Source organism: Vibrio sp. TRT 21S02, from assembly GCF_050113675.1.
In the GTDB taxonomy this organism is placed as follows: Bacteria; Pseudomonadota; Gammaproteobacteria; order Enterobacterales; family Vibrionaceae; genus Vibrio.
Genome location: NZ_JBNJOI010000013.1, coordinates 1 through 26,985, shown reverse-complemented (window position 1 = coordinate 26,985; position 26,985 = coordinate 1). Strand labels below are relative to the sequence as shown.

Sequence of the window (26,985 nt, the reverse complement as noted above, 5' to 3'; positions counted from 1 at the left end):
ACATTCAAGTACTTAAATGGAATTAACCACCGAAGTCATCCAACAGAATGTTTTCATCTTCTACACCAAGATCTTTTAGCATGCCGATAACAGCTGCGTTCATCATTGGTGGACCACACATGTAGTACTCACAGTCTTCTGGAGCATCATGATCACGTAGATAGTTCTCGTAAAGTACATTGTGGATAAAGCCTGTGTAGCCATCCCAGTTATCTTCTGGAAGTGGATCAGACAGAGCACAATGCCATACGAAGTTGTCATTCTCAGACGCTAAGCCATCGAAGTCTTCCACATAGAACATTTCACGCTTAGAACGTGCACCATACCAGAAAGACATCTTACGCTTAGACTTCAAACGCTTAAGTTGGTCGAAGATGTGCGAACGCATAGGCGCCATACCCGCACCACCACCAACGAATACCATTTCAGCATCAGTGTCTTTCGCGAAGAACTCACCGAATGGACCAGAAATCGTACACTTGTCACCTTCTTTAAGAGACCAGATGAACGAAGACATGATACCAGGTGGTACATCAGGATTATTAGGCGGCGGCGTAGCGATACGCACGTTAAGCATAATAATACCTTCTTCCTCTGGATAGTTAGCCATAGAGTAAGCGCGGATTGTTTCTTCGTTTACTTTAGACTCGTAACGGAACAGGTTAAATTTGTCCCAATCTTCGCGGTACTCTTCAGGTACATCGAAGTCAGCGTATTTCACGTGGTGAGCTGGCGCTTCAATCTGGATGTAACCACCAGCACGGAAAGGTACTGATTCACCATCTGGAATTTGTAGCTTAAGCTCTTTAATGAATGTTGCTTTGTTATCGTTAGAGATAACAGTACATTCCCACTTCTTAACGCCGAAGATTTCTTCAGGAAGCTCGATGTCCATGTCAGTTTTCATTGCAACCTGACACGCTAGACGCTCACCTTCGCGCGCTTCACCTTTTGTAATATGGTCAAGCTCGGTAGGTAGAATGTCACCACCACCTGATTTAACTTTTACGCGACACTGACCACAAGAGCCACCGCCACCACAAGCAGAAGATACGAATACGCCAGCACCAGCTAGAGCACCCAGAAGCTTACCGCCTGGTTGTGTAACGATCGCCAGTGATGGGTCATCGTTCACCGAAATTGTAATGTCACCTGTTGGTACAAGCTTAGATTTAGCGAAAAGAATCACTAGAACTAGCGCAAGTACGATCAGAGTAAACATCACTACACCAAGAATAATGTCCATTGACTATTCCTTAATTGTTGCGGTTTACCCGACTTACAGTTGAACACCAGAGAAAGACATAAAGCCTAACGCCATAAGACCTACAGTGATAAACGTGATACCTAGACCACGAAGACCTGGAGGCACGTCTGAGTACTTCATCTTCTCACGGATACCTGCAAGAGCAACGATTGCCAGCAACCAACCCACACCAGAACCGAAACCATATACTACAGATTCGGCAAAGTTGTAGTCACGCTGCACCATGAAAGACACACCACCAAAGATCGCACAGTTTACTGTGATCAGTGGAAGGAAGATGCCTAGTGCGTTGTACAGAGGTGGGAAGAAACGATCGAGGATCATTTCTAGAATCTGTACTAGTGCGGCAATTACACCGATAAAGGTGATGAAGTTAAGGAAGCTTAGATCCACACCTTCCACTAGCACGTTTTCTTTCAGTACGAGGTTATAAAGCAAGTTGTTTACTGGTACTGCTACTGTCAGTACGAAAACAACGGCAACACCAAGGCCGAACGAAGTTTTAACTTTCTTAGATACGGCAAGGAAAGTACACATACCTAAGAAGAACGATAGTGCTAAGTTTTCGATGAAAATCGATTTAACTAATAGACTAATGTAATGTTCCATGACGCCCTTACTCCTTCGCTTCTACTTGTTCTGGTTTCAGAATACGGATTACCCAGATTAGGAAGCCGATCAGGAAGAATGCAGACGGTGCAAGAAGCATCATGCCGTTTGGCTGATACCAACCACCGTTGCTCACCAAAGGTAGAACTTCCATACCAAATAGCTTACCTGAGCCAAATAGTTCACGGAAGAAACCTACAGTGATAAGAACGAAGCCGTAACCCAAGCCGTTACCAATACCATCGATAAATGATGGGAATGGTTCAGACTTCATCGCAAATGCTTCAGCACGACCCATTACAATACAGTTCGTGATAATCAGACCTACGAATACAGATAGCTGTTTAGAGATATCGTATAGGTATGCTTTTAGCACTTGGTCAACCACGATTACTAAAGATGCAATGATCGCCATTTGAACGATGATACGCACGCTGTTAGGAATGTGGTTACGGATTAGAGATACTGAGAAGTTAGACAAAGCAGTTACAAACGTTACCGCTAGAGTCATAACAAATGCAGTTTCTAGTTTAGTTGTTACTGCAAGAGCAGAACATACACCAAGAACTTGCAGCGCGATCGGGTTGTTATCCAACACCGGCGCCATAATGCTCTTTTTAATGTTTTGTGCGCTAGACATTAGTTCAGACCTCCGTCACGAACTTTTGCTAGGAAAGGACCAAAGCCCATATCGCCTAACCAGAAGTCGAATGTACCCTGAACACCGTTACCAGTTAGTGTTGCGCCAGATAGACCATCAACACCGTGCTCAGAACCAGCTGGTGCACCGCCTTTCACAACCTTGATTGCAGGCTTGTGGTTTTCGTCGAACAGTTTCTTGCCAACAAATTGTGCACGCCATGTTGGGTTTTCAACTTCACCACCAAGTCCAGGAGTTTCACCTTGCTCGTAGTATGTGATGCCAGAAACTGTGTTACCGTCTGTTTCAACTGCTACAAATGCGTACATCATTGACCATAGACCAGTACCGTGAACAGGTAGGATGATCTTAGCAACGTTATCACCTTGTTTAACTAAGTAAACAACGCCAGTGTTAGCACGACGTAGGATCTTCGCTTTGTCTTGTTCAGCAGTTAGCTTGATAGACTCAGAAGGGTTCTTAGCCGCTTTACGCTGATCGTACTCAGCTGCATTACCGTCAACAAAGTTACCAGTATCAAAGTCAAGAAGACGAGGTTCGATGTACTGTGCAAATAGCTCAGGTACTTTCTTACCTTCAGTGTCAATTCCTGCAACTTCGATAATCTTCGTCTGCTTATCCAACACTGCATTTGCTTTCTGTTGGCTACGCAGGCCTACTGCTGCTGTTGATACGATGATTGAGCACACCAGGCTCAACGCGATAACAACAAACAGCGTCTTTTTAATGCTATCGTTATTACTTGCCATAGCGCGCTTTTCTCCGCTTGATGTTCTTCTCAACAACTAGATGGTCGAACAGAGGTGCAAACAGGTTCGCAAATAGGATAGCCAACATCATACCTTCTGGGTATGCAGGGTTAACCACACGAATCATTACACACATTGCACCGATTAGGATGCCGTACCACAACTTACCTTTGTTGGTAAATGAAGCAGATACAGGGTCTGTCGCCATAAAGAACATACCGAATGCAAAACCACCCAAAACTAGGTGCCAGTGCCATGGCATGTTAAACATAGGGTTAGTGTCAGAGCCGATCACGTTAAACAGTGTAGAAACAGCAATCATACCGATCATTACACCCGCAATGATGCGCCATGAAGCGATACGCATGTACACGATCATTGCTGCACCGATCAATAGTGCTAGAGTCGATACTTCACCAATTGAACCTGGGATGTTACCGATGAAAGCATCCATCCAAGTAATTGGAGCACCAGTCACTGTATTCACTAGTGCGCCGTTACCACCTTGTGCCCATTGGCTAAGTGCTGTCGCACCAGAGAAGCCATCAGCCGCAGTCCATACAACGTCACCTGAAATTTGAGCAGGGTAAGCAAAGAATAGGAATGCACGACCAGCAAGTGCTGGGTTAAGGAAGTTACGACCTGTACCACCGAAGATCTCTTTAGCGACAACAACACCAAAAGTAATACCTAGTGCTGCTTGCCATAGAGGTAGCGTTGGTGGAACGATAAGTGCGAATAGGATAGAAGTTACAAAGAAACCTTCGTTTACTTCGTGCTTGCGCACCATACAGAAAAGCACTTCCCAGAAACCACCAACAATAAATACTGTTGCGTAGATAGGTAGGAAGTAAGTCGCACCTAGTAGCATTTTACTGCCGACACCAGCATCAGCGCCTAAAGAGCCGCCAAGCATTTCGGTTAGCCAGTAATGCCAGTTACCAGCAACAACAGCTGCTAGTTGGTCACCTACATACATGTGGTTAAGCGCTGCGATAGCTTGGCCACCTGCGTTGTACATACCCCAGAACATTGCTGGGAATACCGCAAACCAAACCATGATCATGATACGTTTTAGGTCAACGCTATCACGAACGTGCGAGCTACGTTTTGTTACTAGACCTGGTGTGTAGAATAGTGTCGCTGCTGCTTCATACAGAGCAAACCACTTTTCATGCTTACCACCTGGTTCAAAATGATGCTCGATATCCTCTATGAATTTCTTAAGCATGGATTACCCTTCCTTCACAATGGTATCTAGGCATTCACGAAGTAGCTGACCGTACTCGTATTTACCAGGACATACAAAGGTACACAATGCTAGATCTTCTTCATCCAGTTCAAGCGCACCCAGTGCTTGAGCACTATCCGTATCGCCAGCACATAGATCACGAAGTAGCAATGTAGGTTCCATATCAAGAGGCATTACACGCTCGTAGTTGCCAATTGGAACCATTGCACGGTCACTACCGTTAGTCGTCGTTGTCATATTGAACAACTGACCTTTGAAGATATGACCAAGGAAAGATTTCGTGATTGAGAATTTATTTTTACCAGGAACCGCCCAACCAAACAGCTCTTTATCACGACCTTCGCGTAATACAGAAACTTGTTGGTGGTAACGACCAAGGTAAGCATGTGGACCAGAAGCTTGAGTACCAGACAGTACCGAACCTGAAATCACACGAACTTCACCAGGCATCAACTCGCTATCTGTTAGATCTTCAAGAGAAGCACCTAAAACAGTACGAATAAGACGTGGGTTGTTTACAACAGGACCAGCTAGAGATACAACACGGTCAGTGTAAAGCTCACCAGTTAAGAAAAGCTGACCAAACGCAATAACGTCTTGGTAGTTGATGCTCCATGCCACATTTTCTGCATTCACTGGGTATAGGAAATGCATGTGGGTGCCAGCAAGACCTGCTGGGTGAGGGCCATCGAAAACGTGTTCTTCTACGTTTGACTGAGAAGAACGAGGTAAGCTAGTACCAGATTTACATACGTAAACTTTGTCTTCTGTCAGGGCTGAAAGAATGTCTAGACCGGCAACGAATGCGTCTTGTTGTTCATTAATTAACAACTCAGGCTGTGCTGCGAGTGGATTAGTATCCATTGCAGTGACGAAAATTGCCTTAGTAGAAGACTCGATTGCTGGAACCTTGCTGAACGGACGAGTACGTAAAGCGGTCCAAAGGCCAGATTCAACCAATTGAGTCTTGATCACTTCGCGATCTAGACTAGCTAGCTGAGCTGCTTCGAACTTATCAAATGTAACCTGCTCTTCACCTGCCACTTCAATCACTACTGATTGAAGAACACGTTTAGCGCCACGGTTAACTTCGATCACTTTACCGGCTGCTGGAGCAGTGAACTTCACGCCTGGGTTCTTCTTGTCTTCAAAAAGAACTTGCGCTTTTTTCACTTCATCGCCAACGCGGACATGCATGGTAGGACGCATGCCAACGTACTCTTCGCCAAGCAAGGCGACTTTTTTGATGGACTTACCATCATTAATCACCTGGGTAGGAGCTCCTGCAATAGGAAGATCCAAACCCTTCTTTATTGTAATCATACGCACTTGCACTACTTTTATCGGGAAAAAGATTCTTTGTTTGCGTAACTTTTAGACACGACATTAGTGTCCGGTTTCGGTGCTGTTTTAAACACCAAAATCGCAACATCCTAGTAAAAATCTCATCACAAATTGAAAGCGAGATTTATCAGGTGCGATAGTCTAGCATTTTTTAGGAATACGATGCCATGACCAAAGATAGGATAAGTAGGGATATTTGAAAGGAATTGAGGTTAAAAGGCTAAATATTAGTCATAACTTTGAGCCATCGCACAAAGAAAAGTAACCATACGGTTTGCATTGACCTTCTTCATTAACAAAGTGAAACAATCCATTTTAATTACTCTCATGACAGCCAATTGTTTACACAATGTTACTAGAGATATCTCAAAGTAATACTAGCACGAAATAATCCACCTACTCTTCTTTCGAACCACCTAGACACATAGGGCTATCAGGGGAAAAACCGTGCTGCTTTGTCCATTCATCAGGTGTATAAGTGTGAATCGCTAAAGCGTGAATATGATGAGCAAGTTCATCTGCTAAAATCTGGTTAACCATGCGATGGCGTGCAATTAAACGTTTTTCTTCAAACTCATCACTAACAATAATCACTTTGAAATGACTTTCACTGCCTGAAGGAACGTTATGCATATAACTTTCATTCAGCACTTCTAGATGACTTGGTTTTAACGCAGTATTGATTTTTGATTCAATGACTTCCTGGATCATATTCTTCTTCTCATCTTTTGTTAATAAAGTGACATATTCACGTCTAAGAGAAGTGATATCATAAGCTCACTTATGCCTGAACCCAAGGTTTTAGTTTCTTGTTTTCCCGCCTTCTGAGACAATTCACTTTTCCAATCACCCAGTAACCTTGCAAAAATGAAAACTGAGCTTACGCTTCATGACCATACTTTAACGCTATACCGTTACCCTAAGCTAGCCAATGAATCTTTACAGGCTTGGGACGCAGGTGATGAATACCTAATCAATTATGTTGAACAGGAGCTGCAATTAGAGCCTGGAAAGCATGTCTTAATTTTAAACGATCAGTTCGGTGCCTTGTCCTGTTGGTTTTCACGACAACATCAGGTGAGCATGATGAGTGACTCACACATCTCTCACTTAGGCACACTCAAAAACTTACAACGAAATCAATGTAATAAAGTCCATTTTCATTCCACCATGGACACTATTCCTGATAACGTTGATCTTGTCCTTTATCAGCTCCCAAAAAATAATCGCCATTTAGTTTGGCAACTGACCCAGCTCAGGCAGTCATTGCCAGAAACCTGCCCAATTATCGCAGTAAACAAAGTTCGTGAAATTCACACTTCTACGCTAAAGCTGTTTGATAAATACTTAGGTGATACCACAACATCTTTAGCATGGAAAAAACATCGCCTTGTTTTTAGCAAAGCAAATTGTCAGCCAGTCAAGCCCGTGGATGAATCAGCCACATGGACTATTGATGAATTAGGCATTGAATTGCAAAACCTTGCCAACGTTTATTCCGGAGAGAGCTTAGACCTAGGAGCAAGATTCATCTTGCAACATTTGCCGCAAGACCCAGAATTAAGTGATTTTGTTGATTTAGGTTGTGGTAATGGGGTTTTGTCTGTCGCACTTGGGCGTTTAAACCCACAGGCAAAAATAACATGTGTTGATGAAAGTCATATGGCGGTGGAATCTGCAAAACGAAATTTAATTCACAACTTAGGCCAAGAACGAGATATTCACTGTATCGCCAACAACTGCCTTGACGGTTTTACTAAAAACAGCGCTAGCCTCGTGGTTTGTAACCCGCCGTTTCATCAACAACAAACCGTCACGGATCATATCGCTTGGCAAATGTTCTGTGATGCAAAGCATGTTCTGAAAACCGGTGGCCAATTATTAGTTATCGGTAACCGTCACCTCGGCTACGATGGGAAGTTAAGTCGGTTATTTGGCAAGTCGAATGTAGAGATTGTCGCATCAAACAAGAAATTTGTTATTTTACAAGCGACTAAATAGTTAACTATTATCTCTCTAGTTATTGAATTCTCACTTGAGAGTAAAAGAAAAAGGAAAAAATGATGAGAAAACTGGTTCTCGCTGCGTCAATGGTTCTACTTACAGCTTGTTCCGCTCCACAACAAGAGCAAGTTAATTTTATGCCTCAAGCCGAGCTGAGCACAAACAGCTTAGTTAAAGGCAAAACGTATTCTTTAACCAGTAAAGATGTACGCGCGGCTCAATATGTCGCTTTGGTTGACAGTGGTCGCTCTAACATTGAGCCGATCCATGCAAAACAAAATATTCGCATTACGTTAGAAAACGCGCTTCAACAACTGTTTCAGTCTCAAGGCTTCCACAGCACAGTAAGTAGCCAGAATTCAATTGAAGTTGAAGTTCAAGAAGCGTTAGTGACAGTTAAGCATTCAGTGATGGAGAATCAAATGGATGCGAAAATCGTTCTCGAAGTCACCGCTGAAACACCTGCTGGCAAGTTAGTAAAGACTTACACTGGTACAGGTAAACGCAATGGAGCTTTAAGTGCTTCAAACGATGATATCGAAGAAGTGCTAAATGACGTGGCTAACCTTGTACTCAAAGAAGTAGCCAATGATCGCGAATTACAAAACTACATGAGTGAGCGCTTCTAAATATGTGGAAATTACTGATTGCTTCTCTGGCTCTTGTCAGCCAGCTGGCTGTGGCTGGCCCTAAAGTGATGTTTGAAACAAACCTTGGACCATTTGTTGTCGAATTAAATAGTGAAAAAGCCCCGATAACAGCCGCTAACTTCCTTAAATACGTTAAAGATGGTAGCTATGTTGGTAGCCAATTCCATCGTGTAATTCCAGGATTTATGGCTCAAGGTGGTGGTTTTGATAAAGACATGAAGATGTTAAAAACTTATGCTCCAATTAAAAATGAAGCTTCAAATGGACTAAAAAACGAAGTTGCTACTGTTGCGATGGCTCGCACCAACGATCCTGACTCCGCAACCCGCCAGTTTTTCATCAACTACAATAACAACACCTTTCTTGACTATGACCAACAGCCTCCCGGTTACGCTGTTTTTGGTAAAGTGACTCAAGGTTTTGATGTTGTAAAACAAATGGCCACCAAACCAACGCATAATGTGGGTCGCTATCAGAATGTACCGGTTCAACCCATTATTATTATCAATGCAACGGTACTTAAGTAACTCATCAAGGCTCTGAACGATACAGAGCCTTTTCTATTTTTATAAATAAGGACTTGTTTATGTCTTCAAGCTCTTCTTCTTTATCTTGGGCTGAGACGATTCGCAGCTACATGGATAAACGCTTGCTGTGGGTCTTCATGTTGGGTTGTTCCAGTGGCTTCCCGTGGGTACTCATCGGCTCCAATATGTCTGGCTGGCTAAAAGATGCGGGATTAACACGCGCTGCGATTGGTTACTTTGGTAGTGTATTTGCCGTTTATGCCATTAACTTTCTATGGGCACCTTTAGTGGATCGCGTAAAGCTTCCTGTTTTACACGCTGTACTTGGGCAAAGACGTAGCTGGGTTTTCTCTATGCAGTTAGTAATGCTGTTATCTACAGTAGCTATGGCTATCGTTGGCCCCAGTATCAGCTACAGTACATCGGAATCAAACTCTTCGATCTCTTTGACTAACAGAGAGCATTGGAAATACAATGACTCAACAGTTTTCTGGAAAGCTCCTGAAGGAGAAACATTTAACCTAAAAGATTATGAGTATTTGTCACTTTCGACCCACAACAATAGCTTTGAAAGTGCTGCCTTAATCTTAAAAGCTGGTACTGATGAAATATATAGAAGCCAGATCCCTCTATCGTTATCAGAACAATCAATCAAACAAACTCTAGATACCTTACCAGAAGCTGCAATAGACTCTATACAGCTTACTTTTTTTGGTGTAGGCCATACACAAATAAATGACATTCATTTAAAACATTTAAATGAAGAAAAAAGTATTTATTTACCAATAACAAAGCATGATATTTCTGCATCCAATACTGATGAAGATAAACAGTTTTTACAAACAAAAAATGCGGGTTCTGTACTGGTAGATAACTCCGTTATTCTTACGTTGTCCTTAATTGCACTGGGGTTAGCAATAGCCTCCGCAACACAAGATATTGCCATTGATGCTTTCCGTATCGACACCTTCCCTAAATCTGAACCTTCGAAACTTCCTCAAGCCTCAGCTATGGCTGTAATTGGTTGGTGGACAGGTTACTCACTACCCGGTTATCTGGCGTTTATTAATGCTGATTCCATCGGCTGGAATGGAGTTTACTACGGCATGGCTGCCATTGTGGGCTTATTGATGGTGTTCACCTTACTTGTAGGCGAACCAAAAACACAGCGAGATGCATTACAACAACAAGCAGAAAAGCGCCACTCGGATGTCGTTGGAAATCGAGTGATCGCTTGGTTAACCGTAACCGTTGCTGAACCATTTTTGGACTTTTTCAGAAGAAATGGCTTCCGTGTCGCCCTTACGCTACTGCTGTTTGTTTTCCTATTTAAAATTGGAGAAGCTTTCCTTGGCCGAATGTCGATAACATTCTATAAAGAAATCGGCTTTTCAAACGAACAAATTGGCTACTATTCCAAGTTGATTGGATGGGGACTAACCATTCTATTTACGTTATTAGGCAGTATGGTCAACGTGAAATTCGGTATTGTTCGCGGTTTGATGATTGGCGGCATTGCAATGGCAGCAAGTAACCTGATGTTCTCTTGGATTGCCAACGTAGGACCGAATGAGCAGCTATTCTTAGCGACTTTAGTTGTCGATAACTTTACCTCTGCGTTTTCTACCGTGGCCTTTGTTTCTTTCTTAACAGTAGTTACTGGGCAAGCCTTCTCTGCAACACAATATGCATTATTAGCTTCCTTAGGGAACTTTGGTCGAACAACATTGGCGTCATTCAGTGGTGAGCTCGTTGATTACCTCAATGATTGGTCAACCTTCTTCATCTTAACCGCATTGATGGTGATACCTAGCCTAATCATGTTGTACTCGCTACGACATTACTTTACCAACATGCTAGAGAAAGCCAAAGCCAACGCTGCAGATGAAGAAGCTAAACTCTCTTCTCAGGAAACAACTAACTAGCCATCTCATTAAAAAAGGGTTGCACTAGTGCAACCCTTTTTATTTCACTTAATATGCCTGTTGTATACCTTATTAAGGGTACATTCCTTTACCAAATCGATTGAAAATACGCGCAACACCCTGAGTAAATAGCATCGGTTCCGTCAAAATCGCTAAACATAAGCAATCCTCCCCGACGCTTGTATATGGTGAATGCACAATGCGCGTATCTCGAACAATAAAATCACCCGCTTCATAATGCCCATCTTCATCACTGAAACCACCATGAAGTATCAATGTCGATTCGACTCCCTTGTGCGTATGTTGGGGGATTTGAACCTCTTCGCCGATGTACAACAGGCTTACCCGAGCTTTCTCACCAATATCAATTGCGGAACTATAAACGCGCCCACCATAGCTTCGCCAACTGCCGAGTTGATCAGTAAAACGGCTCAATGCACGAGGCAAATGAAAAGACTTACCGTTAACTTCTACCTCAGGTGGAGATTCTAGGAGAACCCTACCAACCTCTTCTTGAGGTAATGCCGTGATCTGACTCAGCATATTATCAAACGAACGATCCAACTCACTCTTGAGGCCGCTATCTAGGCTTAAAGACTGTTTTGCCAACGACTCCTCAGCTTGAGCCACAATCGCTTTACATTGCGGGCAGGTTTCTAGGTGAATAGCAATGGCAAAACCGTTGGCAGCATCAATAGAACCCTCAGCATAAGCTTGTAACAAGTGTTTGTCTGGATGATGATTCATAACTGACCCACCTTTATCGAATGCCTTAATTTTTCCACGGCCAACCTCAACCTAGACTTCACCGTACCAACTGGAATATCAAATCGCTCAGCAACAGCGTGATGAGGCAACTCCTCCAAGTAAACCGCCTCCACAACCTGTCTTTGTGCTTCTGGTAGTGTTTGCAAAAATTTGACCACCTGTTCTTTCATTAGATCATGTTCTGGCGTGTAGAGCTCTACCATTTCAGGAGGGCTCACATCTTCAGGCCAAATATCTTGAGCTAACAATAAAGAGGCTGAACCTTTCTGTTTACGTAATGTGTCAAAACATTGATTTCTGACGATAGTATAAATCCAAGTCGACAACGCACTCTTGTTACCATCAAATAGATGACTTTTCTGCCACACAATCGCCAATGACTCCTGTACCAACTCTATTGCGACTTGTTCATTTCTCAGCTGTTTGAAAGCAAAACTCTTTAACTTGGGAGCAAAAAAACGAAATATAAGCTCAAAGGCATGCTTGTCTTTGGACTTCACTCGCTCCATACACTCAATCCAGTCTGCTTTGGAAAAGTTCGTTGGCTCTTTGTTTTCCATCTAGGCACCTCAATGCGAACTTATCATTCTTATTATTAGAATACGCGCCCCTAAAAAAAACGATCAATTTAATCTGCAATTTTTATCAGATACCGCATTCATCACATACTCCAACGCTTTAGTACCATCCTCTTCTTTTAATAGGCGCTCAGATTCTTTCTTAGCTAATGGCAGTAACTCTAGCCAACGTTGGACGACCCAACTAATATCATCAAAACGTCTTTCATCATAATGCTGAGCAAGCTGTGGAATATTGATAAACAAGGCTTCCAACTTTTGCACTAATGGCGCATAACTCAGAGCATCACTCTGCATTGACCAGGAAGGCAAATAATTTACTTTTCCCCAACGTAATCCATCGTAATCATGACGAAGAGTTTCAATTTCAAATCGCTGCTCGCCCACAACAGATAACCCTAAGACCCCACCAGAAAGCCATTCATAATCGACAATCCTAACCAAGGTCCCAACCTTAGAGATGTTTTGCTCTTCAACATCGTACAAACAAACACCAAAAGTTGCTGCTGACATTGAGGCTATTCTTACTAAACGTAGATAGCGAGACTCAAATATTCTCAGCTTTACAACACCATCCGGTAATACAATTGCGTTGATAGGAAATAGCATTATTTCTGTCATGAACACTCCAAAATACAACCTTTCAGTAACATGTACGTTGAAAGAGACAAAGAGATCACTAACTAGAAATGTTGGTTATTCGATAAACATAAAAAATCAAGTAAACGCTTGCGTAAACGATACCCATATCACTTTGTGTGCAAATCACTGAAACCTTGCATTTGACTCATTTTTAATATCAACAATGTGACTACGATCACTCGTTTTAGATTTTTTTACACTCTATAGCACTTCAAATTGAGATTTTTATCGATATTATTCGCCGCAGACAATAAATAGCAGCCAATGTGCAACCCACGACATAGGTTAGCTAAATGTAAAATAAACAGACATAGAGAGTTCCCTTATGCGTAAATCACTTTTAGCTCTTAGCCTGCTTGCAGCAACTTCTGCACCAGCTCTAGCTGCTGACTACTCAGACGGCGATATCCACAAAAACGATTACAAGTGGCTTCAGTTTAACCTTATGGGTGCTTTCGATGAGCTACCAGGCGAGTCAAGCCATGACTATTTAGAAATGGAGTTTGGTGGTCGTTCAGGTATCTTCGATCTATACGGTTACGTTGATGTATTTAACCTAACTTCAGATAAAGGTAGCGATAAAGCTGGCGATCCAAAAATCTTTATGAAGTTTGCACCGCGTATGTCGCTAGATGCTCTAACTGGTGCAGATCTTTCATTTGGTCCAGTTCAAGAAGTATACGTTGCAACGCTATTTGAATGGGATGGTACTGACTACAAAACAAACCCATTCTCAGTAAACAACCAAAAAGTTGGTATTGGCTCTGACGTAAATGTGCCTTGGTTAGGCAAAATTGGCCTAAACCTATACGGAAACTACGATGGTAACCGTAAAGATTGGAATGGTTTCCAGATCTCGACAAACTGGTTTAAACCTTTCTACTTCTTCGAAAATGGTTCATTCATTTCTTACCAAGGTTACATTGATTACCAATTTGGCATGAAGGATGAGTACTCAACAGCGAGTAACGGTGGTGCGATGTTTAATGGTATCTACTGGCACTCAGACCGCTTCGCTGTAGGTTACGGTTTGAAAGGATACAAAGACGTATACGGTATCAAAGATAGTGACGGTTTCAAATCAACAGGCTTTGGCCACTACGTTGCAGTAACTTACAAGTTCTAAGCAAGTAGAATAAAAACCACATTTAAATGGCGCTATTTAGCGCCATTTTTATTTGCTTTCCCAATTCCACCCATTATCCTTGCTGCAAAGCTTTTTACCGAGAACATTGGGTGAATATTGTCATTCTAGGCCCAGGAGCCATTGGCTCACTGTGGGCGTTCAAACTTAAACACGCAGGGCACCAAGTTTCTCTTTGGGGTACGTCTCAGTCAGAGACAGCATTAGTACAGTTAGATCAAAACCAACCAGAAGTGTTTGCTCACCGCAGTACCCAATCGCTTTCTCAAGCAGATCTCCTTCTAGTGACCGTTAAAGCATGGCAAGTAGAAACAGCGATCACACCACTAATCCCATGGCTACACAGTGATACCATAATTACTCTTATGCATAATGGAATGGGCACAGCAGAGATCGTCGCACAGTTGCTACCAAAGAATCCCATTATTCTTGCAACTACTACGCATGGAGCCTATAAATCGACTAAATCGCAGGTTCATCACACAGGAGCAGGTCATACCCAGCTCGGTGGCTATAACTCGTTAGGTAAGCAATGCAACTTTTTAGCCGAGGTATTCCAACACGCTTTGGCGCCTGTCAGTTGGAATCAAGATGTTCGCCAAGCATTGTGGACGAAACTGGCGATCAACTGCGCCATCAATCCATTAACGGGTATCCATCAATTTAAGAATGGTCAACTGACTCAAGAAAAATGGCGAACAACACTTCGAGATCTCACTCAAGAGTTGGTTGAAGTCATGATGCTTGAACACATCGACACCAACCCTAAAGAGCTACTTGAAACGATACTGAATGTCGCACAAGCCACCAGCGAGAACTACTCTTCAATGAGGCAAGATATTGCTCATCAACGTCAAACTGAAATTGACTTCATTACTGGGTACATGCTGCAGCAAGCTGACAAACATCATATTGAAACACCAAAAAACCGCGACTTGTATAACCGCATCAAACAAATAGAAAACAGTTGGAAAGAATCATGAGTAAGAAAATTCTCGTCCCTATTGCCTCTGGAACTGAAGAGATGGAGGCCGTCACCATTATCGATATGATGGTTCGCGCAGGTTATGATGTCGTCGTTGCAAGTGCTGATTCCGACGGCAAACTTACAATGAAAGCTTCTCGTGGCGTCACTCTAACCGCTGACTGTAAACTCGTAGATATCGCAGATGATGAGTTTGATGCGATTGTACTTCCTGGTGGTGTCGGTGGTTCGGAAACGTTTAGAGATAGCACCATTTTGGTTGAGATTGTTCGCCAACAAATGTACGAAGGGAAATTAGTGGCAGCAATCTGTGCCGCGCCCGCGTTGGTTCTTCAACATCACCATCTTTACCCTGATGCACTAATGACCTGTCATCCAAGTTTTCAATCTCACATCCCTGAGCAGAAATGGCGGGTGAAGCGTGTGACTATTGACGTTAACCATAACCTGATCACAAGCCAAGGCCCTGGAACGGCACTTGAGTTCGCAATGGAGATCATCATTCGCCTTTCAGGAAAACAGCATGCTTGGACAGTTGCAGAACCTATGATTACTATCCCGACCCTGCAATATCACAAGTTGGGTGACGAAGTATGCTAGATGTAAAAGCAATTAGAGCGCAGTTTCCAGCCTTAGCTCAGCAAGTGAACGGGCAATCTTTAGTTTACCTAGACAGCGCAGCTACAACCCAAAAACCCCAACAAGTGATCGACACCATCACTCAGTACTACAGCCGTCAAAATGCAAACGTGCATCGAGGTAGCCATAGCCTCACCGCTCATGCAACCACTGAATTTGAGGCTGCTCGCAGCCATGTTTCCGACTTCATCGGGGCAATAAGCAGTAAAGAAATCATCTGGACACGAGGGGCAACTGAAGCGTTAAACCTGATCGCGCAAACTTATGCCAGAAACACCCTGCAAGCTGGTGATGAAATACTGGTTAGCGAAATGGAACATCATGCCAATATCGTACCTTGGCAAATTGTCGCCGAACAAACAGGAGCGAAAGTCATCAAAATCCCGATGACAAAAGAGTGTTGTTTTGATCTGAATGCCTTTCACTCGTTACTTTCAGAAAAAACACGTATCGTGGCAGTGGCTCATATTACCAATGTGACCGGAACGCGCTTACCAATCGAGAAAATTATTGAGCTTACGCACCAATACGGTGCGATTGCAGTGATTGACGGTTCTCAAGGCATTGTTCATGAACACATTAATGTACACAATCTCGATGCCGATTTTTACGTATTCTCAGGTCATAAGCTCTATGCTCCCACAGGCATTGGTGTACTGTATGGCAAACAAGCGTTGTTAGAATCCATGCCGCCTTGGCACGGCGGTGGCAAGATGGTAGAGCGAGTCTCGTTTGAAAAAACAACCTTCTCACAACTTCCGGGAAAGTTTGAAGCAGGCACCCCTAATGTTGCCGGTGCCATTGCATTGAGTTCAGCCATCGCCTGGTATCAACAATATGATCAAGCAGACGTAGAATGTCATATACATCACCTTCAGCAACTAGCATATAATGCCCTCTCTTCAATTGAAGACATTCAGGTTATTGGCTATCAGGCCAATGCTTCAGTGCTCACCTTTGTGATGGATGGGGTTCATCATCAAGATATGGCCACATTACTGGATCAACAAGGTATTGCAGTTAGAGCCGGACATCATTGCGCCCACCCTTTAATGGATGCGCTTGGCCTTTCTGGTACCATCAGAGTATCGTTTGGTCCTTACAATACTGAAGAAGATGTTGCTCAGTTCATCAATGCCGTCAACAAAGCAGCTGACATGCTATAAAACAAAAAGCCTCAGCAGTTGCTGAGGCTTCTTCTTTATGCATTGTGATTATTTGCGTGGGCAAATTTCAGCTTGAGGGAAAAAGTATTCTATTTCTCTTGCTGCAGATACTGGGCTATCTGAACCATGGACTGAGTTATGACGCATGCTCAATGCGTAATCCGCACGAATCGTACCTGTCGCCGCTTCTTCCGGGTTGGTTTTACCCATTAGCTCACGATAATTCGCTATCGCATTTTCACCTTCAAGTACTTGAACCATGATCGGCCCAGAGGTCATAAAGGCTTTTAGATCGTCAAAGAAGGGCTTTCCTTCATGTTCAGCGTAAAAACCACTGGCTTGTTCTTCCGTTAAATGAACCATTTTTGCAGCGATAATACGTAATCCGGCTTGTTCAATACGGTGATAGATTTCACCAATAAGATTACGTTCTACAGCGTCGGGCTTGATAATAGAAAAAGTTCTTTCTAGAGCCATAAGGTATCCTTTTACTTCAGTCTTTGTAGTTATAGTAAGCAGCCCTTTCAGGCTGCTCAAAGCTTTTATTTAGCTTGTTCTGTAAGAATGCGAGCCAGAGTCCGTACGCCCATGCCTGTCGCGCCAGCTGCCCATTTATCAGACGCTGACTTACGGTACGTGCCTGCGCAGTCAAAGTGTAACCAGCCTTTCTTGTAATCTTCAACAAAGTAAGACAAGAATGCCGCAGCCGTGCTTGCACCAGGTGAGTAATCACCAGAGCTAATATTAGACAAGTCAGCAAAGTTTGAAGGCAGCATACCACGATGGAAATCAGCCAATGGCAATGGCCATAGCCCTTCTTTCTCATGATTTGCAGCAGTAAGAGCTTGGTGAGAGAGCTCCTCATCAAAACTCATTAATGCATGGTAATCATTACCCAAAGCATTCTTCGCAGCCCCTGTTAGCGTTGCACAATCAATGATCAGCTCAGGCTTCTGTTCACTTGCGTAGATAAGACCGTCAGCCAATACTAATCGACCTTCCGCATCGGTATTCATGATCTCAACCGTCTTACCATTTTTATAAGTAATGATGTCACCAAGTTTAAGTGCACGGCCAGAGATCATATTCTCAGCACAGCAAAGGATCAGTTTCACACGTTTATTTAAACCGCGCATGATCGCAAGCCCTAAACCACCAGTGATAGTACCCGCACCGCCCATGTCAGCTTTCATCGCGGTCATAAAGTTAGATGGTTTAATGCTATAACCACCTGAATCAAACGTAATGCCTTTACCCACTAAACATGCGTATACTGGCGCGTTTTCATCACCCGTTGGGTTAAAATCTAGCTGCAGCATGGCTGACGTGCGTGAAGAGCCACGACCTACCGCATAAACACCTTCCCACCCTTCGGTAAGTAAGTCTTTATCTTTTACAACTTTTGCTGTCACTGTGCCTTCAGGTGCAACAGACTTAATAAATTCAGCAGCCATGGTTGCAAGCTGACGTGGTGCAACTTCTTCAGCTGGCTTATTGATGATATCGCGAACAAATTCTGTCGCGCTAATGCGAGCCTTCAGTTCAGCTTCGTCTTCTTCACTTAACGCTGTCCACTCTAGTGTCGCCTTTTTCTTTGGCGCTCGGTACCCTTGTTGGAATGCCCAAACTGTTTCTAAGTCCCAGCCATTACCCGCCAAAAATACCGCTTGAATGCCTTGCCCTTCAAGCTTGCGCGCAGCACGTTGAATCGCACCGAGATCATGACCTTCCCCAAGGTGGATCGTTGCCCCACTCTCGTTGAAAGATAGAATAGCTTTATCGCCCCATTGGGCAGCCGCCGCTTCTTGGCTTAAATATACCGACATCTGTGTAGACATGGTTTCTCCTTGTCTTAATTAGCGTTTTGTCGCCATTATTGTAGTAACTAACGGATGTTAGCATTATGTAGGGTTAAAATGTCAATTTGATAAAGAAACGGACCCGAAGGTCCGTTTCTTTTAGTAAAATTTGTTAACTCTGTGAGATTTCTAGTCCATCTCATCCATCCAGCACAGAATAACCGCTTCTAGAATCTTTTCATTACAATGGCTTGGCTCATCGTCAAACTCATCTAGTTCCATGATCCACTGGTGGAGATCGGTAAAACGTACAGTTTTAGGATCTAAATCAGGAAACTTATCACAAAGCTCAATCGCGATGTCGCGTGAATCTGTCCATTTCATTGCTCGTCTTCCTTTTGCTTCATCCCTTATATTGGGGAGATAGTATTAGTGATCTTCTGATGCGTGGTTTAGCGTGTATTTAGGGATCTCTACAACCAAGTCTTCATCCGCTACTTTCGCTTGGCATCCAAGGCGAGACTCAGGCTCCAGACCCCATGCTTTATCTAGCATGTCGTCTTCTAGCTCTTCACTCTCTTCTAGCGAATCAAAACCTTCACGAATGATCACATGACAGGTAGTGCATGCACATGATTTTTCACATGCATGCTCGATACCAATGCCATTTTTTAGTGCTACGTCTAGAACGGTGTCACCAGTGTTTGCTTCCAACACTGCACCCTCTGGGCACAAATCTTCGTGTGGTAATACAATAATCTTAGGCATAACTACTTATCTCTTATATATCATTAACTGACTGACCTGACAGTGCAGCTCGAATCGATTTATCCATACGGCGTGACGCAAAATCTTGGCTTGCTTTGTCGGTGTCTTTGATGCCTTGCTCGATGGCGTCCGCATCTTCGCCGTTGCGCAGTTCAATCAGCGCTTCAATCACTTTTACTAGGTCTTGTCTCTCTTGGTCTGATAGTAGTTCATCACCATCAGCTTGCATCGCTGCAATCAAGCCTTCAATCACACGGTCCGCTTCTACGCGCTGCTCAGCCAGTGCGCGAGATTGCATATCTTCTTTCGCGTAAGTCATCGAGTCACGCAGCATATTTGCTACTTCATCATCGCTTAGGCCGTAAGAAGGTTTCACTTGGATTTCAGCTTGGACACCCGTGCTCTTTTCCATCGCGGTGACAGACAACAGGCCATCAGCGTCCACTTGGTACGTCACGCGAATGTGTGCAGCACCAGCCGCCATTGGTGGAATGCCTTTCAATGAGAAACGAGCCAGTGAGCGGCAGTCATCCACCATTTCTCGCTCACCTTGTACGGTGTGCACGCTAATTGCCGTTTGACCATCTTTGAACGTCGTAAATTCTTGTGCGCGAGCCACTGGGATGGTGGTGTTACGTGGAATGATTTTCTCAACCAAGCCGCCCATGGTTTCAATGCCAAGGGACAAAGGAATAACGTCCAGAAGCAACATTTCAGAGTCAGGTTTGTTACCCGCTAGGATATCTGCTTGGATACCCGCGCCTATTGCAACAACTTCATCTGGGTTAATGCTCGTCAGTGGTGTACGGCTGAAGAACTCACCAACCATTTCACGAACAAGCAATGTGCGTGTTGAACCACCGACCATAACAGCTTCAAGTACATCTTCCGCATCCACATCTGCATCTTTCAGTGCACGACGGCAAGACATCAGGGTTTTCTTCACTAGCGGACGAATCAGATCTTCGAACTGCTCACGAGTCACTGAGCCTTCCCAGCCAAATACATCAACATCAACGCTGTCTTGCTCAGAAAAAGCAATCTTAGTTGCTGTTGCAATGTTCAGTAGTGCACGGTTTTTCTCAGCAGAAAGTGGTGCTTCTAGGCCAGCTTGCTCCATTAGGTAATCCGCTAATAGGTGGTCAAAATCATCGCCGCCTAGCGCAGAGTCACCGCCTGTTGCTAATACTTCAAATACACCTTTCGACAAACGTAGGATAGAGATATCGAATGTACCACCACCTAGATCGTAAACCGCAATCACGCCCTCTTGACCAGAGTCTAGACCGTAAGCGATCGCTGCAGCTGTCGGCTCGTTAAGCAGACGCAGTACATGAAGACCCGCCAATTTCGCCGCATCTTTTGTACCAGCACGTTGAGCATCATCAAAGTAAGCAGGAACAGTAATAACCACACCAGCTAACTCACCACCTAGTGTCTCTTCAGCACGTTTGCCTAGTGATTTAAGAATATCGGCAGACACTTCAATCGGGTTCTTGTCACCTTGCGCAGTTTGCAGAATAGGCAGACCGTTGTCGCTTTCTTTAAATTGGTAAGGCAAAGATGGGTAGCGAGCTTGAATGTCTTTTAGTGAGCGACCAATCAGACGTTTTACTGAAATAATGGTGTTTTCTGGTTCTTGCTCTGCTTTTGCTTTGGCCTCGTAACCAACTAACGCCGTATCTTGTGCGTAGTTCACCACAGACGGCAAAATGCTACGACCTTGGTCATCTGTCAGTGTTTTTGCGTCGCCGCTGCGAACAGATGCAACCAAAGAGTTGGTGGTACCTAAGTCGATACCCGCTGCTAACTTGTGCTCATGAGGTGCCGAGCTTTGGCCCGGTTCTGCGATTTGAAGTAGTGCCATGATGGGTCCTTGTCGCGCTAACTAGCCGAGGAGTTTATCTTCAACCAGTTCAATTTCGTTCTTTAGCTTGGCAATGAATTTGAGTTTACGAACTCGGTCTGCAGCTTCCGCCCAAAGACCTTGATCAAGTTCTTGTTCTACACTCGCCAAATGCTGTTTGTACATTTTGCTGACCTTAGAATCGAAGTCAAAAAGCGCTGATTCAGGATCAGAGCTGTCAGCAATGTCTTCCAGTTCTTCACGCAGTTCCATTTGCTCCATTAGGAACATAGGATCTTGCATGGTTTGTTGCTCACCACGAATTTCTGTGCCGTTTTCTGCCAGAATGTATTCAGCGCGAGAGATAGGATGCTTAAGTACTTGATACGCATCGTTGATTTGCGCTGCTTTTTGGACAGCCATCAAGCGATCGCGCTCAGAGGCGGTCGCAAAATTGTCTGGGTGGAAGCGTTTTTGTAGTTCTCGGAACTGAGAAGAAAGAAGGCTACCATCCAGCTGAAACTGACTTGGTAGCCCAAATAATTCAAAGTGATTCATTAAGATCGGGTCCTAGTAAAGCCTTCTGGACTCGTTTGCCCAGAAGGACAATCAATTAGACGTTGAAGCTTTCACCACAACCACATTCACTTTTCGCGTTCGGGTTGTTGAACTCAAAGCCTTCATTCAACCCTTCCTTAACGTAATCCAGCTCAGTACCGTCTAGGTATACTAGGCTTTTCTTATCAATGATGATCTTCAGACCTGAGTGGTCGAATACTTCGTCTTCTTCATTTAGATCATCAACAAACTCAAGTACATAAGCCATACCGGAACAGCCTGTCGTCTTCACTCCAAGACGCAAACCGATCCCTTTACCTCGGTTATCTAGGAATGCTTTTACGCGACTTGCCGCTGTTTCTGTCATTGTGATGGCCATACTGCACCTTAGTCTGTCTAAATTACGTTTCGGAATGGGAGCACGGCTCCCATTATATACAGATTACTTAATCTTGGTGTTTTTTCTTGTAGTCAGCAACCGCTGCTTTAATCGCATCTTCTGCCAAAATTGAGCAGTGTACTTTCACTGGTGGCAATTCAAGCTCTTCTGCAATTTCAGCATTTTTAATCGCTGCCGCTTCATCAATACTCTTACCCTTAACCCACTCAGTTACAAGAGAGCTTGAAGCGATTGCACTACCACAACCGTATGTTTTGAATTTCGCATCTTCAATGATGCCTTCTGGCGTCACTTTGATTTGAAGCTTCATTACGTCACCACAAGCTGGCGCGCCAACCATGCCGCTGCCTACTGCTGGGTCTTCTTTATCGAACGAACCAACGTTACGTGGGTTCTCGTAGTGATCAATTACTTTTTCGCTATATGCCATGATAAATTACCTCGAATCCTCTACCTTTCCTTGGAATGATTAATGGTGAGCCCATTCAACAGTGCTCAAATCAATCCCTTCTTTGTACATATCCCATAGAGGAGACATGTCACGTAGCTTTGTAACGGCTACGCGGATTTGTTCAATTGCATAATCAATTTCTGCTTCAGTCGTGAAACGACCAAATGAGAAACGTACTGAGCTGTGCGCTAATTCGTCATCTAGACCAAGTGCACGAAGAACGTAAGATGGCTCTAAGCTCGCTGATGTACAAGCACTACCAGAAGAAACGGCTAGGTCTTTCAGTGACATCAATAGCGATTCGCCTTCTACGAATGCAAAGCTCACATTTAGGTTGTGTGGAACACGCTGTTCTAGGTCACCGTTCACCGTTACTGCTTCTAGATCTTTAACGCCATCTAGAAGACGGTTACGAAGTGCTAGCGCGTGATCGTAATCTTTTTGCATGTCTTCTTTCGCTACACGGAACGCTTCACCCATACCCACGATTTGGTGAGTTGGAAGTGTACCTGAACGGAAGCCACGCTCATGACCACCACCGTGCATTTGCGCTTCCAGACGGATACGAGGCTTACGACGTACGTAAAGTGCGCCAATGCCTTTAGGACCGTATACTTTGTGCGCAGACAGTGAAATTAGGTCAACTTTCAATTCTTGAACATCGATTGGTAGTTTGCCCGCAGACTGTGCAGCATCCACATGGAAAACAATCTTACGTTCACGACATAGCTCGCCGATTGCAGCGATGTCTTGGATGACACCAATCTCGTTGTTAACGTGCATGATTGATACTAAAACAGTGTCTTCACGCATTGCTGCTTGAAGTTTGTTTAGATCGATCAGACCGTTTGATTCTGGCTCTAGGTAAGTCACTTCAAAGCCTTCGCGTTCTAGTTGACGACATGGGTCAAGTACCGCTTTATGCTCTGTTTTACAAGTGATTACGTGTTTACCCTTCTTAGAGTAAAAATGTGCTGCACCTTTAATAGCAAGGTTGTCAGACTCTGTCGCTCCAGATGTGAATACAATTTCGCGAGGATCTGCATTTAGGAGGTCTGCAATTTGTTCACGAGCGGTATCTACTGCTTCTTCTGCCTGCCAGCCGTAACGATGTGAACGAGATGCTGGGTTACCAAAGGTACCATCCATCGTCATGTACTGAACCATTTTCTCAGCAACACGAGGATCCACAGGGCATGTTGCCGAATAGTCTAGATAAATAGGCAGTTTCATTCTCTACTCCAATGTAAAAACACTGACCGCATTACGAGCGGGCATTTACACCAATGGGTGCGGTGTTGATTTTTTTATTTGCCAACCCATGATTGATCGCCAAATCAACATCTTGACGATCTGAAATTTCAAGGACTTCGTTATCTCGCATCAGTTCACCCAAAGTGATGTTGTTCAAAAAACCACTGATTCGAGAACTTAAATCACGCCACAAAGTGTGCGTTAAACAGCGACTACCACCTTGGCAATCACCCTTACCGTTGCATTTAGTTGCATCAACCGACTCATCTACAGCCGCGATCACTGTTCCGATAGCAATTGTATCTGCTTCTGCACCTAAGCGGTAACCACCACCAGGGCCTCGAACGCTCGCAACCAAGCCTGCTTTACGCAACTTAGAAAACAGTTGTTCTAGGTATGAAAGAGAAATTCCCTGACGTTCAGAAATATCAGCAAGAGGTACTGGGCTTTGCTGTGAATGTAACGCAACGTCCAGCATGGCTGTAACAGCATATCTTCCTTTAGATGTAAGTCTCATAACTCACCCGTATCCACATCGTTTATGTACTATGAAGTTTTTCATAACCACATAAATTGGTCAAGTATTTATTTGACTAAATTAGTCAGGTATTTAACCATTAAATTAATATGGATTAGTTAGTTCGATATCTTACGCTCTATTGCAGTTAGAATGCCTCGTAAAATATTGAGCTCTTGGCTCTCTGGTCTAGCACGACTGAACAAGCGACGAATCTTATTCATGACTTTTCCGGGCTGTTGCTCTTTTAAAAACTGGGTATTGAGCATCACTTTTTCAAGGTGTGCATAAAAAAGTTCGAGCTCTTTATGTCTTGGGTAATCATGCTCTGGTTGAACTGGATATTCAGCCGCTTGATCCTCCAAAAATGCCATTCTTATTTCATAGCTTAATGTTTGTACTGCCATTGCCAAATTAAGTGAACTGTATTCAGGGTTTGCAGGTATGCAAACATGATAATGGCACATTTGTAATTCATCATTACTCAGTCCTGTTCTTTCCCGCCCAAAAACTAAAGCAACATTTGAGGACTTACCAAACTCAACGAACTTTTTACCACACTCTCTAGGCTCTAACATTGGCCATTCCAATGTCCGAGAGCGAGCACTCGAACCAACCACTAGATTACAATCTTCAATCGCTTCTTGTAACGTCGACACGACCGTTGCATTCAAAGCAATTTCACTAGCACCAGCGGCAAGCGCTACTGTTTGAGCATCGACTTCACATTGTGGGTCAACAAGCACCATACGACTTAACCCCATCACCTTCATCGCTCTTGCTGCTGAGCCAATATTTCCAGAGTGAGAAGTTCCTACGAGTACGACTTTTACGTTGTCTAGCATGTGATAGTTCCAGTACAAATTAAGCCGCAGAATCTTACCACATACCCGACTAAAATAGTCAGGTCCTATGATAATTCACCGATTGAAAGTTCAAAAAAACATCACTTCCATTTTGAGTAGAGTATGTGTATACTGCGCCCGTTTTTCTGTTCTTTAACATCCGTTGGGAAATTTCTATGCATCCTATGCTAAATATTGCTATTCGTGCTGCACGAAAAGCAGGCAATCATATTGCTAAATCACTTGAAAACTCTGAGAAAATTGAATCTACTCAGAAAGGCACTAATGACTTTGTAACTAACGTAGACAAAGAAGCAGAAGCAATCATTATTGATGTGATCAAAAACTCTTACCCTGATCACAGCATCATCGCCGAAGAAAACGGCCTTATTGAAGGTAAAGACTCAGACGTGCAATGGATCATAGACCCACTGGATGGCACTACAAACTTTGTTAAAGGTTTGCCTCACTTCTCTGTTTCTATCGCTGTACGCCTGAAAGGCAAAACAGAAGTAGCCTGTGTTTACGATCCTATGCTGAATGAACTATTTACTGCGCAGCGCGGTGCCGGTGCTCAGCTTAATAATGCTCGCATCCGTGTGAAAGAAGTAAAAGATCTTCAAGGCACTGTTTTAGCAACTGGCTTCCCATTCAAACAAAAGCAGCATTCTGAATCTTATTTTAAGATCTTATCTTCTTTGTTCGTTGATTGTGCCGATTTCCGTCGCACAGGCTCTGCGGCACTTGATTTATGTTACCTAGCATCAGGTCGTGTAGATGGCTTTTTTGAGCTTGGCTTAAAACCATGGGACATTGCAGCTGGTGAGCTAATTGCTCGTGAAGCTGGTGCAATTGTTACCGATTTTGCTGGTGGCACAGAATACATGAAGTCAGGTAACGTTGTAGCATCTAGCGCACGCGGCGTTAAAAACTTACTAAAACATGTTCGTGAAAACGGCAACAATGCTATTTTGAAATAATACTAACTCCGTCACAGCTGAATTCTTAGCCCACTAATTAGAGTGGGCTTTTTTGTACTACACGACTTGTAAATGAAACTCCTACATTTTCTGATTCGCAGAAAACAGGAAGTGACTTCTATATATGCACGAGTTCTGGTGGGAAAAAAGTTGAAAACTTACTTTAGCTGTAAAATTTTCTGAATCTCTTTCATGTAACTAGGTTGAATTATTTCAACAACACAACAAGTATCAAAGTAACTAGCCGTATGCAGATATTTTGATGCAGTTCCGAAAGGTATACTCTTGGAGAAAAAGCGAAGCAGAAAGAATGGAAGTTAGCGGTTTAAGCAAAAAGGCCTTAGTCTTTCGACTAAGGCCTTAAATATGGCAGGGGTGGAGAGATTCGAACTCCCAACACGCGGATTTGGAATCCGCTGCTCTGCCAATTGGAGCTACACCCCTAAGTTTCGTATTTTATGAGACGACTCTCGAATAAGTGGCGGAGCGGACGGGACTCGAACCCGCGACCCCCGGCGTGACAGGCCGGTATTCTAACCAACTGAACTACCGCTCCGCACTGGTTAGACTTAAAGTCTAAATTTAAAGCCTGGCGATGTCCTACTCTCACATGGGGAAGCCCCACACTACCATCGGCGCTAATTCGTTTCACTTCTG

Annotated in this window: 29 protein-coding genes, 2 tRNA genes and 2 pseudogenes; 10 read left to right on the top strand and 23 right to left on the bottom strand. The window is 43.7% G+C overall.

Annotated features, from left to right (window positions below; all coding sequences use genetic code 11):
• Positions 1–22 precede the first annotated feature (22 nt).
• The 7 genes from nqrF to bolA all read right to left on the bottom strand — a co-directional run bounded on the left by nqrF (position 23) and on the right by bolA (position 6,593).
• Positions 23–1,246 (bottom strand): NADH:ubiquinone reductase (Na(+)-transporting) subunit F, encoded by a 1,224-nt coding sequence (gene nqrF, locus ACQEXU_RS16085; RefSeq protein ID WP_367988312.1) that lies wholly within the window; start codon positions 1,244–1,246, stop codon positions 23–25.
• A 33-nt stretch (positions 1,247–1,279) separates the two neighbouring features.
• On the bottom strand, positions 1,280–1,876 hold the full coding sequence (gene nqrE, locus ACQEXU_RS16080) for an NADH:ubiquinone reductase (Na(+)-transporting) subunit E (protein ID WP_367988311.1): 597 nt from the start codon (positions 1,874–1,876) through the stop codon (positions 1,280–1,282).
• Between the two features lie 7 nt (positions 1,877–1,883).
• Positions 1,884–2,516: an NADH:ubiquinone reductase (Na(+)-transporting) subunit D gene (locus ACQEXU_RS16075; RefSeq protein ID WP_367988310.1), complete on the bottom strand. Its 633-nt coding sequence runs from the start codon at positions 2,514–2,516 to the stop codon at positions 1,884–1,886.
• Entirely contained in the window at positions 2,516–3,286 is a 771-nt protein-coding gene (locus ACQEXU_RS16070; protein ID WP_427011589.1) for a Na(+)-translocating NADH-quinone reductase subunit C, read from the bottom strand. The genes ACQEXU_RS16075 and ACQEXU_RS16070 overlap by 1 nt, the downstream gene beginning before the upstream one ends.
• A complete protein-coding gene (locus tag ACQEXU_RS16065; RefSeq protein WP_427011588.1) occupies positions 3,276–4,517 on the bottom strand; it encodes an NADH:ubiquinone reductase (Na(+)-transporting) subunit B in 1,242 nt (413 codons plus the stop codon). The genes ACQEXU_RS16070 and ACQEXU_RS16065 overlap by 11 nt, the downstream gene beginning before the upstream one ends.
• A gap of 3 nt (positions 4,518–4,520) precedes the next feature.
• Positions 4,521–5,861, bottom strand: coding sequence for a Na(+)-translocating NADH-quinone reductase subunit A (locus ACQEXU_RS16060; protein WP_367988307.1), 1,341 nt, complete (start codon positions 5,859–5,861; stop codon positions 4,521–4,523).
• A 417-nt stretch (positions 5,862–6,278) separates the two neighbouring features.
• On the bottom strand, positions 6,279–6,593 hold the full coding sequence (gene bolA, locus ACQEXU_RS16055) for a transcriptional regulator BolA (protein ID WP_427011587.1): 315 nt from the start codon (positions 6,591–6,593) through the stop codon (positions 6,279–6,281).
• Between the two features lie 156 nt (positions 6,594–6,749).
• Between bolA and ACQEXU_RS16050 the strand changes: the two genes are divergently transcribed.
• From ACQEXU_RS16050 to ACQEXU_RS16030, 5 genes and pseudogenes are all read left to right on the top strand, one after another.
• On the top strand, positions 6,750–7,883 hold the full coding sequence (locus tag ACQEXU_RS16050; RefSeq protein WP_427011586.1) for a methyltransferase: 1,134 nt from the start codon (positions 6,750–6,752) through the stop codon (positions 7,881–7,883).
• A 62-nt stretch (positions 7,884–7,945) separates the two neighbouring features.
• On the top strand, positions 7,946–8,515 hold the full coding sequence (locus tag ACQEXU_RS16045; RefSeq protein WP_367989137.1) for a YajG family lipoprotein: 570 nt from the start codon (positions 7,946–7,948) through the stop codon (positions 8,513–8,515).
• Positions 8,516–8,517: 2 nt separating this feature from the next.
• Positions 8,518–9,063: a peptidylprolyl isomerase gene (locus ACQEXU_RS16040; RefSeq protein WP_427011585.1), complete on the top strand. Its 546-nt coding sequence runs from the start codon at positions 8,518–8,520 to the stop codon at positions 9,061–9,063.
• 59 nt (positions 9,064–9,122) lie between these two features.
• Positions 9,123–9,470: pseudogene (locus ACQEXU_RS16035) on the top strand (AmpG family muropeptide MFS transporter); the annotation flags it as partial.
• A 486-nt stretch (positions 9,471–9,956) separates the two neighbouring features.
• Positions 9,957–10,988 (top strand): annotated as a pseudogene (locus tag ACQEXU_RS16030) (AmpG family muropeptide MFS transporter); the annotation flags it as partial.
• Positions 10,989–11,060: 72 nt separating this feature from the next.
• On the opposite strand, the gene ACQEXU_RS16025 reads toward ACQEXU_RS16030, so the two are convergent.
• The 3 genes from ACQEXU_RS16025 to ACQEXU_RS16015 all read right to left on the bottom strand — a co-directional run bounded on the left by ACQEXU_RS16025 (position 11,061) and on the right by ACQEXU_RS16015 (position 12,955).
• Positions 11,061–11,735, bottom strand: a complete 675-nt coding sequence (locus ACQEXU_RS16025; RefSeq protein WP_427011584.1) for a ChrR family anti-sigma-E factor — start codon at positions 11,733–11,735, stop codon at positions 11,061–11,063.
• Positions 11,732–12,316, bottom strand: a complete 585-nt coding sequence (locus tag ACQEXU_RS16020; RefSeq protein WP_427011583.1) for a sigma-70 family RNA polymerase sigma factor — start codon at positions 12,314–12,316, stop codon at positions 11,732–11,734. The genes ACQEXU_RS16025 and ACQEXU_RS16020 overlap by 4 nt, the downstream gene beginning before the upstream one ends.
• A gap of 63 nt (positions 12,317–12,379) precedes the next feature.
• The gene (locus ACQEXU_RS16015; RefSeq protein WP_427011582.1) at positions 12,380–12,955 is read right to left on the bottom strand and encodes an LON peptidase substrate-binding domain-containing protein; all 576 of its coding nucleotides are present in this window, start codon (positions 12,953–12,955) and stop codon (positions 12,380–12,382) included.
• A 346-nt stretch (positions 12,956–13,301) separates the two neighbouring features.
• Between ACQEXU_RS16015 and ACQEXU_RS16010 the strand changes: the two genes are divergently transcribed.
• The 4 genes from ACQEXU_RS16010 (at position 13,302) to csdA (ending at position 16,910) form a co-directional block, all read left to right on the top strand.
• Positions 13,302–14,102, top strand: a complete 801-nt coding sequence (locus tag ACQEXU_RS16010; protein WP_367988298.1) for an outer membrane protein OmpK — start codon at positions 13,302–13,304, stop codon at positions 14,100–14,102.
• Between the two features lie 110 nt (positions 14,103–14,212).
• Entirely contained in the window at positions 14,213–15,103 is an 891-nt protein-coding gene (panE, locus tag ACQEXU_RS16005; protein ID WP_427011581.1) for a 2-dehydropantoate 2-reductase, read from the top strand.
• Positions 15,100–15,705: a DJ-1 family glyoxalase III gene (locus ACQEXU_RS16000; protein WP_427011580.1), complete on the top strand. Its 606-nt coding sequence runs from the start codon at positions 15,100–15,102 to the stop codon at positions 15,703–15,705. Before panE ends, ACQEXU_RS16000 begins: the two co-directional genes overlap by 4 nt.
• Complete coding sequence (csdA, locus tag ACQEXU_RS15995) at positions 15,699–16,910, top strand: cysteine desulfurase CsdA (RefSeq protein WP_427011579.1); 1,212 nt, start codon at positions 15,699–15,701, stop codon at positions 16,908–16,910. The genes ACQEXU_RS16000 and csdA overlap by 7 nt, the downstream gene beginning before the upstream one ends.
• 48 nt (positions 16,911–16,958) lie before the next feature.
• Here the strand turns inward: csdA and ndk are convergent, their stop codons facing one another.
• From ndk to trmJ, 11 genes are all read right to left on the bottom strand, one after another.
• Positions 16,959–17,387 carry a nucleoside-diphosphate kinase gene (gene ndk / locus ACQEXU_RS15990; protein ID WP_367988294.1) on the bottom strand — a complete coding sequence of 143 codons (429 nt, stop codon included), beginning with the start codon at positions 17,385–17,387 and terminating at the stop codon, positions 16,959–16,961.
• A 65-nt stretch (positions 17,388–17,452) separates the two neighbouring features.
• Positions 17,453–18,748 (bottom strand): aminopeptidase PepB, encoded by a 1,296-nt coding sequence (gene pepB / locus ACQEXU_RS15985; protein WP_427011578.1) that lies wholly within the window; start codon positions 18,746–18,748, stop codon positions 17,453–17,455.
• A 150-nt stretch (positions 18,749–18,898) separates the two neighbouring features.
• Complete coding sequence (gene iscX / locus ACQEXU_RS15980) at positions 18,899–19,093, bottom strand: Fe-S cluster assembly protein IscX (RefSeq protein WP_367988292.1); 195 nt, start codon at positions 19,091–19,093, stop codon at positions 18,899–18,901.
• Between the two features lie 45 nt (positions 19,094–19,138).
• Positions 19,139–19,477 carry an ISC system 2Fe-2S type ferredoxin gene (gene fdx / locus ACQEXU_RS15975; RefSeq protein ID WP_005424889.1) on the bottom strand — a complete coding sequence of 113 codons (339 nt, stop codon included), beginning with the start codon at positions 19,475–19,477 and terminating at the stop codon, positions 19,139–19,141.
• Between the two features lie 13 nt (positions 19,478–19,490).
• Positions 19,491–21,344, bottom strand: coding sequence for a Fe-S protein assembly chaperone HscA (gene hscA, locus ACQEXU_RS15970; protein WP_427011577.1), 1,854 nt, complete (start codon positions 21,342–21,344; stop codon positions 19,491–19,493).
• 21 nt (positions 21,345–21,365) lie between these two features.
• Positions 21,366–21,881, bottom strand: coding sequence for a co-chaperone HscB (gene hscB / locus ACQEXU_RS15965; RefSeq protein WP_005424897.1), 516 nt, complete (start codon positions 21,879–21,881; stop codon positions 21,366–21,368).
• Positions 21,882–21,936: 55 nt separating this feature from the next.
• Positions 21,937–22,260: an iron-sulfur cluster assembly protein IscA gene (gene iscA / locus ACQEXU_RS15960; protein WP_427011576.1), complete on the bottom strand. Its 324-nt coding sequence runs from the start codon at positions 22,258–22,260 to the stop codon at positions 21,937–21,939.
• 67 nt (positions 22,261–22,327) lie between these two features.
• Positions 22,328–22,711, bottom strand: a complete 384-nt coding sequence (gene iscU / locus ACQEXU_RS15955) for a Fe-S cluster assembly scaffold IscU (RefSeq protein ID WP_239837389.1) — start codon at positions 22,709–22,711, stop codon at positions 22,328–22,330.
• A 39-nt stretch (positions 22,712–22,750) separates the two neighbouring features.
• Complete coding sequence (locus ACQEXU_RS15950; protein WP_427011575.1) at positions 22,751–23,965, bottom strand: IscS subfamily cysteine desulfurase; 1,215 nt, start codon at positions 23,963–23,965, stop codon at positions 22,751–22,753.
• A gap of 31 nt (positions 23,966–23,996) precedes the next feature.
• The gene (iscR, locus tag ACQEXU_RS15945) at positions 23,997–24,503 is read right to left on the bottom strand and encodes a Fe-S cluster assembly transcriptional regulator IscR (protein ID WP_367988287.1); all 507 of its coding nucleotides are present in this window, start codon (positions 24,501–24,503) and stop codon (positions 23,997–23,999) included.
• 119 nt (positions 24,504–24,622) lie between these two features.
• Positions 24,623–25,348, bottom strand: a complete 726-nt coding sequence (gene trmJ / locus ACQEXU_RS15940) for a tRNA (cytosine(32)/uridine(32)-2'-O)-methyltransferase TrmJ (protein WP_427011574.1) — start codon at positions 25,346–25,348, stop codon at positions 24,623–24,625.
• 176 nt (positions 25,349–25,524) lie between these two features.
• Between trmJ and suhB the strand changes: the two genes are divergently transcribed.
• Positions 25,525–26,328 carry an inositol-1-monophosphatase gene (gene suhB, locus ACQEXU_RS15935; RefSeq protein WP_427011573.1) on the top strand — a complete coding sequence of 268 codons (804 nt, stop codon included), beginning with the start codon at positions 25,525–25,527 and terminating at the stop codon, positions 26,326–26,328.
• A gap of 367 nt (positions 26,329–26,695) precedes the next feature.
• Here suhB and ACQEXU_RS15930 read toward each other — a convergent pair.
• Positions 26,696–26,772 (bottom strand) — tRNA-Trp (locus ACQEXU_RS15930).
• A gap of 35 nt (positions 26,773–26,807) precedes the next feature.
• Positions 26,808–26,884, bottom strand: a tRNA-Asp gene (locus ACQEXU_RS15925).
• Positions 26,885–26,985 lie beyond the last annotated feature (101 nt).

Excerpts from the sequence above, each read along its gene's own strand:
- nqrF (WP_367988312.1), bottom strand. The coding sequence starts at position 1,246 with ATGGACATTATTCTTGGTGTAGTGATGTTTACTCTGATCGTACTTGCG.
- nqrE (WP_367988311.1), bottom strand. The coding sequence starts at position 1,876 with ATGGAACATTACATTAGTCTATTAGTTAAATCGATTTTCATCGAAAAC.
- ACQEXU_RS16075 (WP_367988310.1), bottom strand. The coding sequence starts at position 2,516 with ATGTCTAGCGCACAAAACATTAAAAAGAGCATTATGGCGCCGGTGTTG.
- ACQEXU_RS16070 (WP_427011589.1), bottom strand. The coding sequence starts at position 3,286 with ATGGCAAGTAATAACGATAGCATTAAAAAGACGCTGTTTGTTGTTATC.
- ACQEXU_RS16065 (WP_427011588.1), bottom strand. The coding sequence starts at position 4,517 with ATGCTTAAGAAATTCATAGAGGATATCGAGCATCATTTTGAACCAGGT.
- ACQEXU_RS16060 (WP_367988307.1), bottom strand. The coding sequence starts at position 5,861 with ATGATTACAATAAAGAAGGGTTTGGATCTTCCTATTGCAGGAGCTCCT.
- bolA (WP_427011587.1), bottom strand. The coding sequence starts at position 6,593 with ATGATCCAGGAAGTCATTGAATCAAAAATCAATACTGCGTTAAAACCA.
- ACQEXU_RS16050 (WP_427011586.1), top strand. The coding sequence starts at position 6,750 with ATGAAAACTGAGCTTACGCTTCATGACCATACTTTAACGCTATACCGT.
- ACQEXU_RS16045 (WP_367989137.1), top strand. The coding sequence starts at position 7,946 with ATGAGAAAACTGGTTCTCGCTGCGTCAATGGTTCTACTTACAGCTTGT.
- ACQEXU_RS16040 (WP_427011585.1), top strand. The coding sequence starts at position 8,518 with ATGTGGAAATTACTGATTGCTTCTCTGGCTCTTGTCAGCCAGCTGGCT.
- ACQEXU_RS16025 (WP_427011584.1), bottom strand. The coding sequence starts at position 11,735 with ATGAATCATCATCCAGACAAACACTTGTTACAAGCTTATGCTGAGGGT.
- ACQEXU_RS16020 (WP_427011583.1), bottom strand. The coding sequence starts at position 12,316 with ATGGAAAACAAAGAGCCAACGAACTTTTCCAAAGCAGACTGGATTGAG.
- ACQEXU_RS16015 (WP_427011582.1), bottom strand. The coding sequence starts at position 12,955 with ATGACAGAAATAATGCTATTTCCTATCAACGCAATTGTATTACCGGAT.
- ACQEXU_RS16010 (WP_367988298.1), top strand. The coding sequence starts at position 13,302 with ATGCGTAAATCACTTTTAGCTCTTAGCCTGCTTGCAGCAACTTCTGCA.
- ACQEXU_RS16000 (WP_427011580.1), top strand. The coding sequence starts at position 15,100 with ATGAGTAAGAAAATTCTCGTCCCTATTGCCTCTGGAACTGAAGAGATG.
- csdA (WP_427011579.1), top strand. The coding sequence starts at position 15,699 with ATGCTAGATGTAAAAGCAATTAGAGCGCAGTTTCCAGCCTTAGCTCAG.
- ndk (WP_367988294.1), bottom strand. The coding sequence starts at position 17,387 with ATGGCTCTAGAAAGAACTTTTTCTATTATCAAGCCCGACGCTGTAGAA.
- pepB (WP_427011578.1), bottom strand. The coding sequence starts at position 18,748 with ATGTCTACACAGATGTCGGTATATTTAAGCCAAGAAGCGGCGGCTGCC.
- iscX (WP_367988292.1), bottom strand. The coding sequence starts at position 19,093 with ATGAAATGGACAGATTCACGCGACATCGCGATTGAGCTTTGTGATAAG.
- fdx (WP_005424889.1), bottom strand. The coding sequence starts at position 19,477 with ATGCCTAAGATTATTGTATTACCACACGAAGATTTGTGCCCAGAGGGT.
- hscA (WP_427011577.1), bottom strand. The coding sequence starts at position 21,344 with ATGGCACTACTTCAAATCGCAGAACCGGGCCAAAGCTCGGCACCTCAT.
- hscB (WP_005424897.1), bottom strand. The coding sequence starts at position 21,881 with ATGAATCACTTTGAATTATTTGGGCTACCAAGTCAGTTTCAGCTGGAT.
- iscA (WP_427011576.1), bottom strand. The coding sequence starts at position 22,260 with ATGGCCATCACAATGACAGAAACAGCGGCAAGTCGCGTAAAAGCATTC.
- iscU (WP_239837389.1), bottom strand. The coding sequence starts at position 22,711 with ATGGCATATAGCGAAAAAGTAATTGATCACTACGAGAACCCACGTAAC.
- ACQEXU_RS15950 (WP_427011575.1), bottom strand. The coding sequence starts at position 23,965 with ATGAAACTGCCTATTTATCTAGACTATTCGGCAACATGCCCTGTGGAT.
- iscR (WP_367988287.1), bottom strand. The coding sequence starts at position 24,503 with ATGAGACTTACATCTAAAGGAAGATATGCTGTTACAGCCATGCTGGAC.
- trmJ (WP_427011574.1), bottom strand. The coding sequence starts at position 25,348 with ATGCTAGACAACGTAAAAGTCGTACTCGTAGGAACTTCTCACTCTGGA.
- suhB (WP_427011573.1), top strand. The coding sequence starts at position 25,525 with ATGCATCCTATGCTAAATATTGCTATTCGTGCTGCACGAAAAGCAGGC.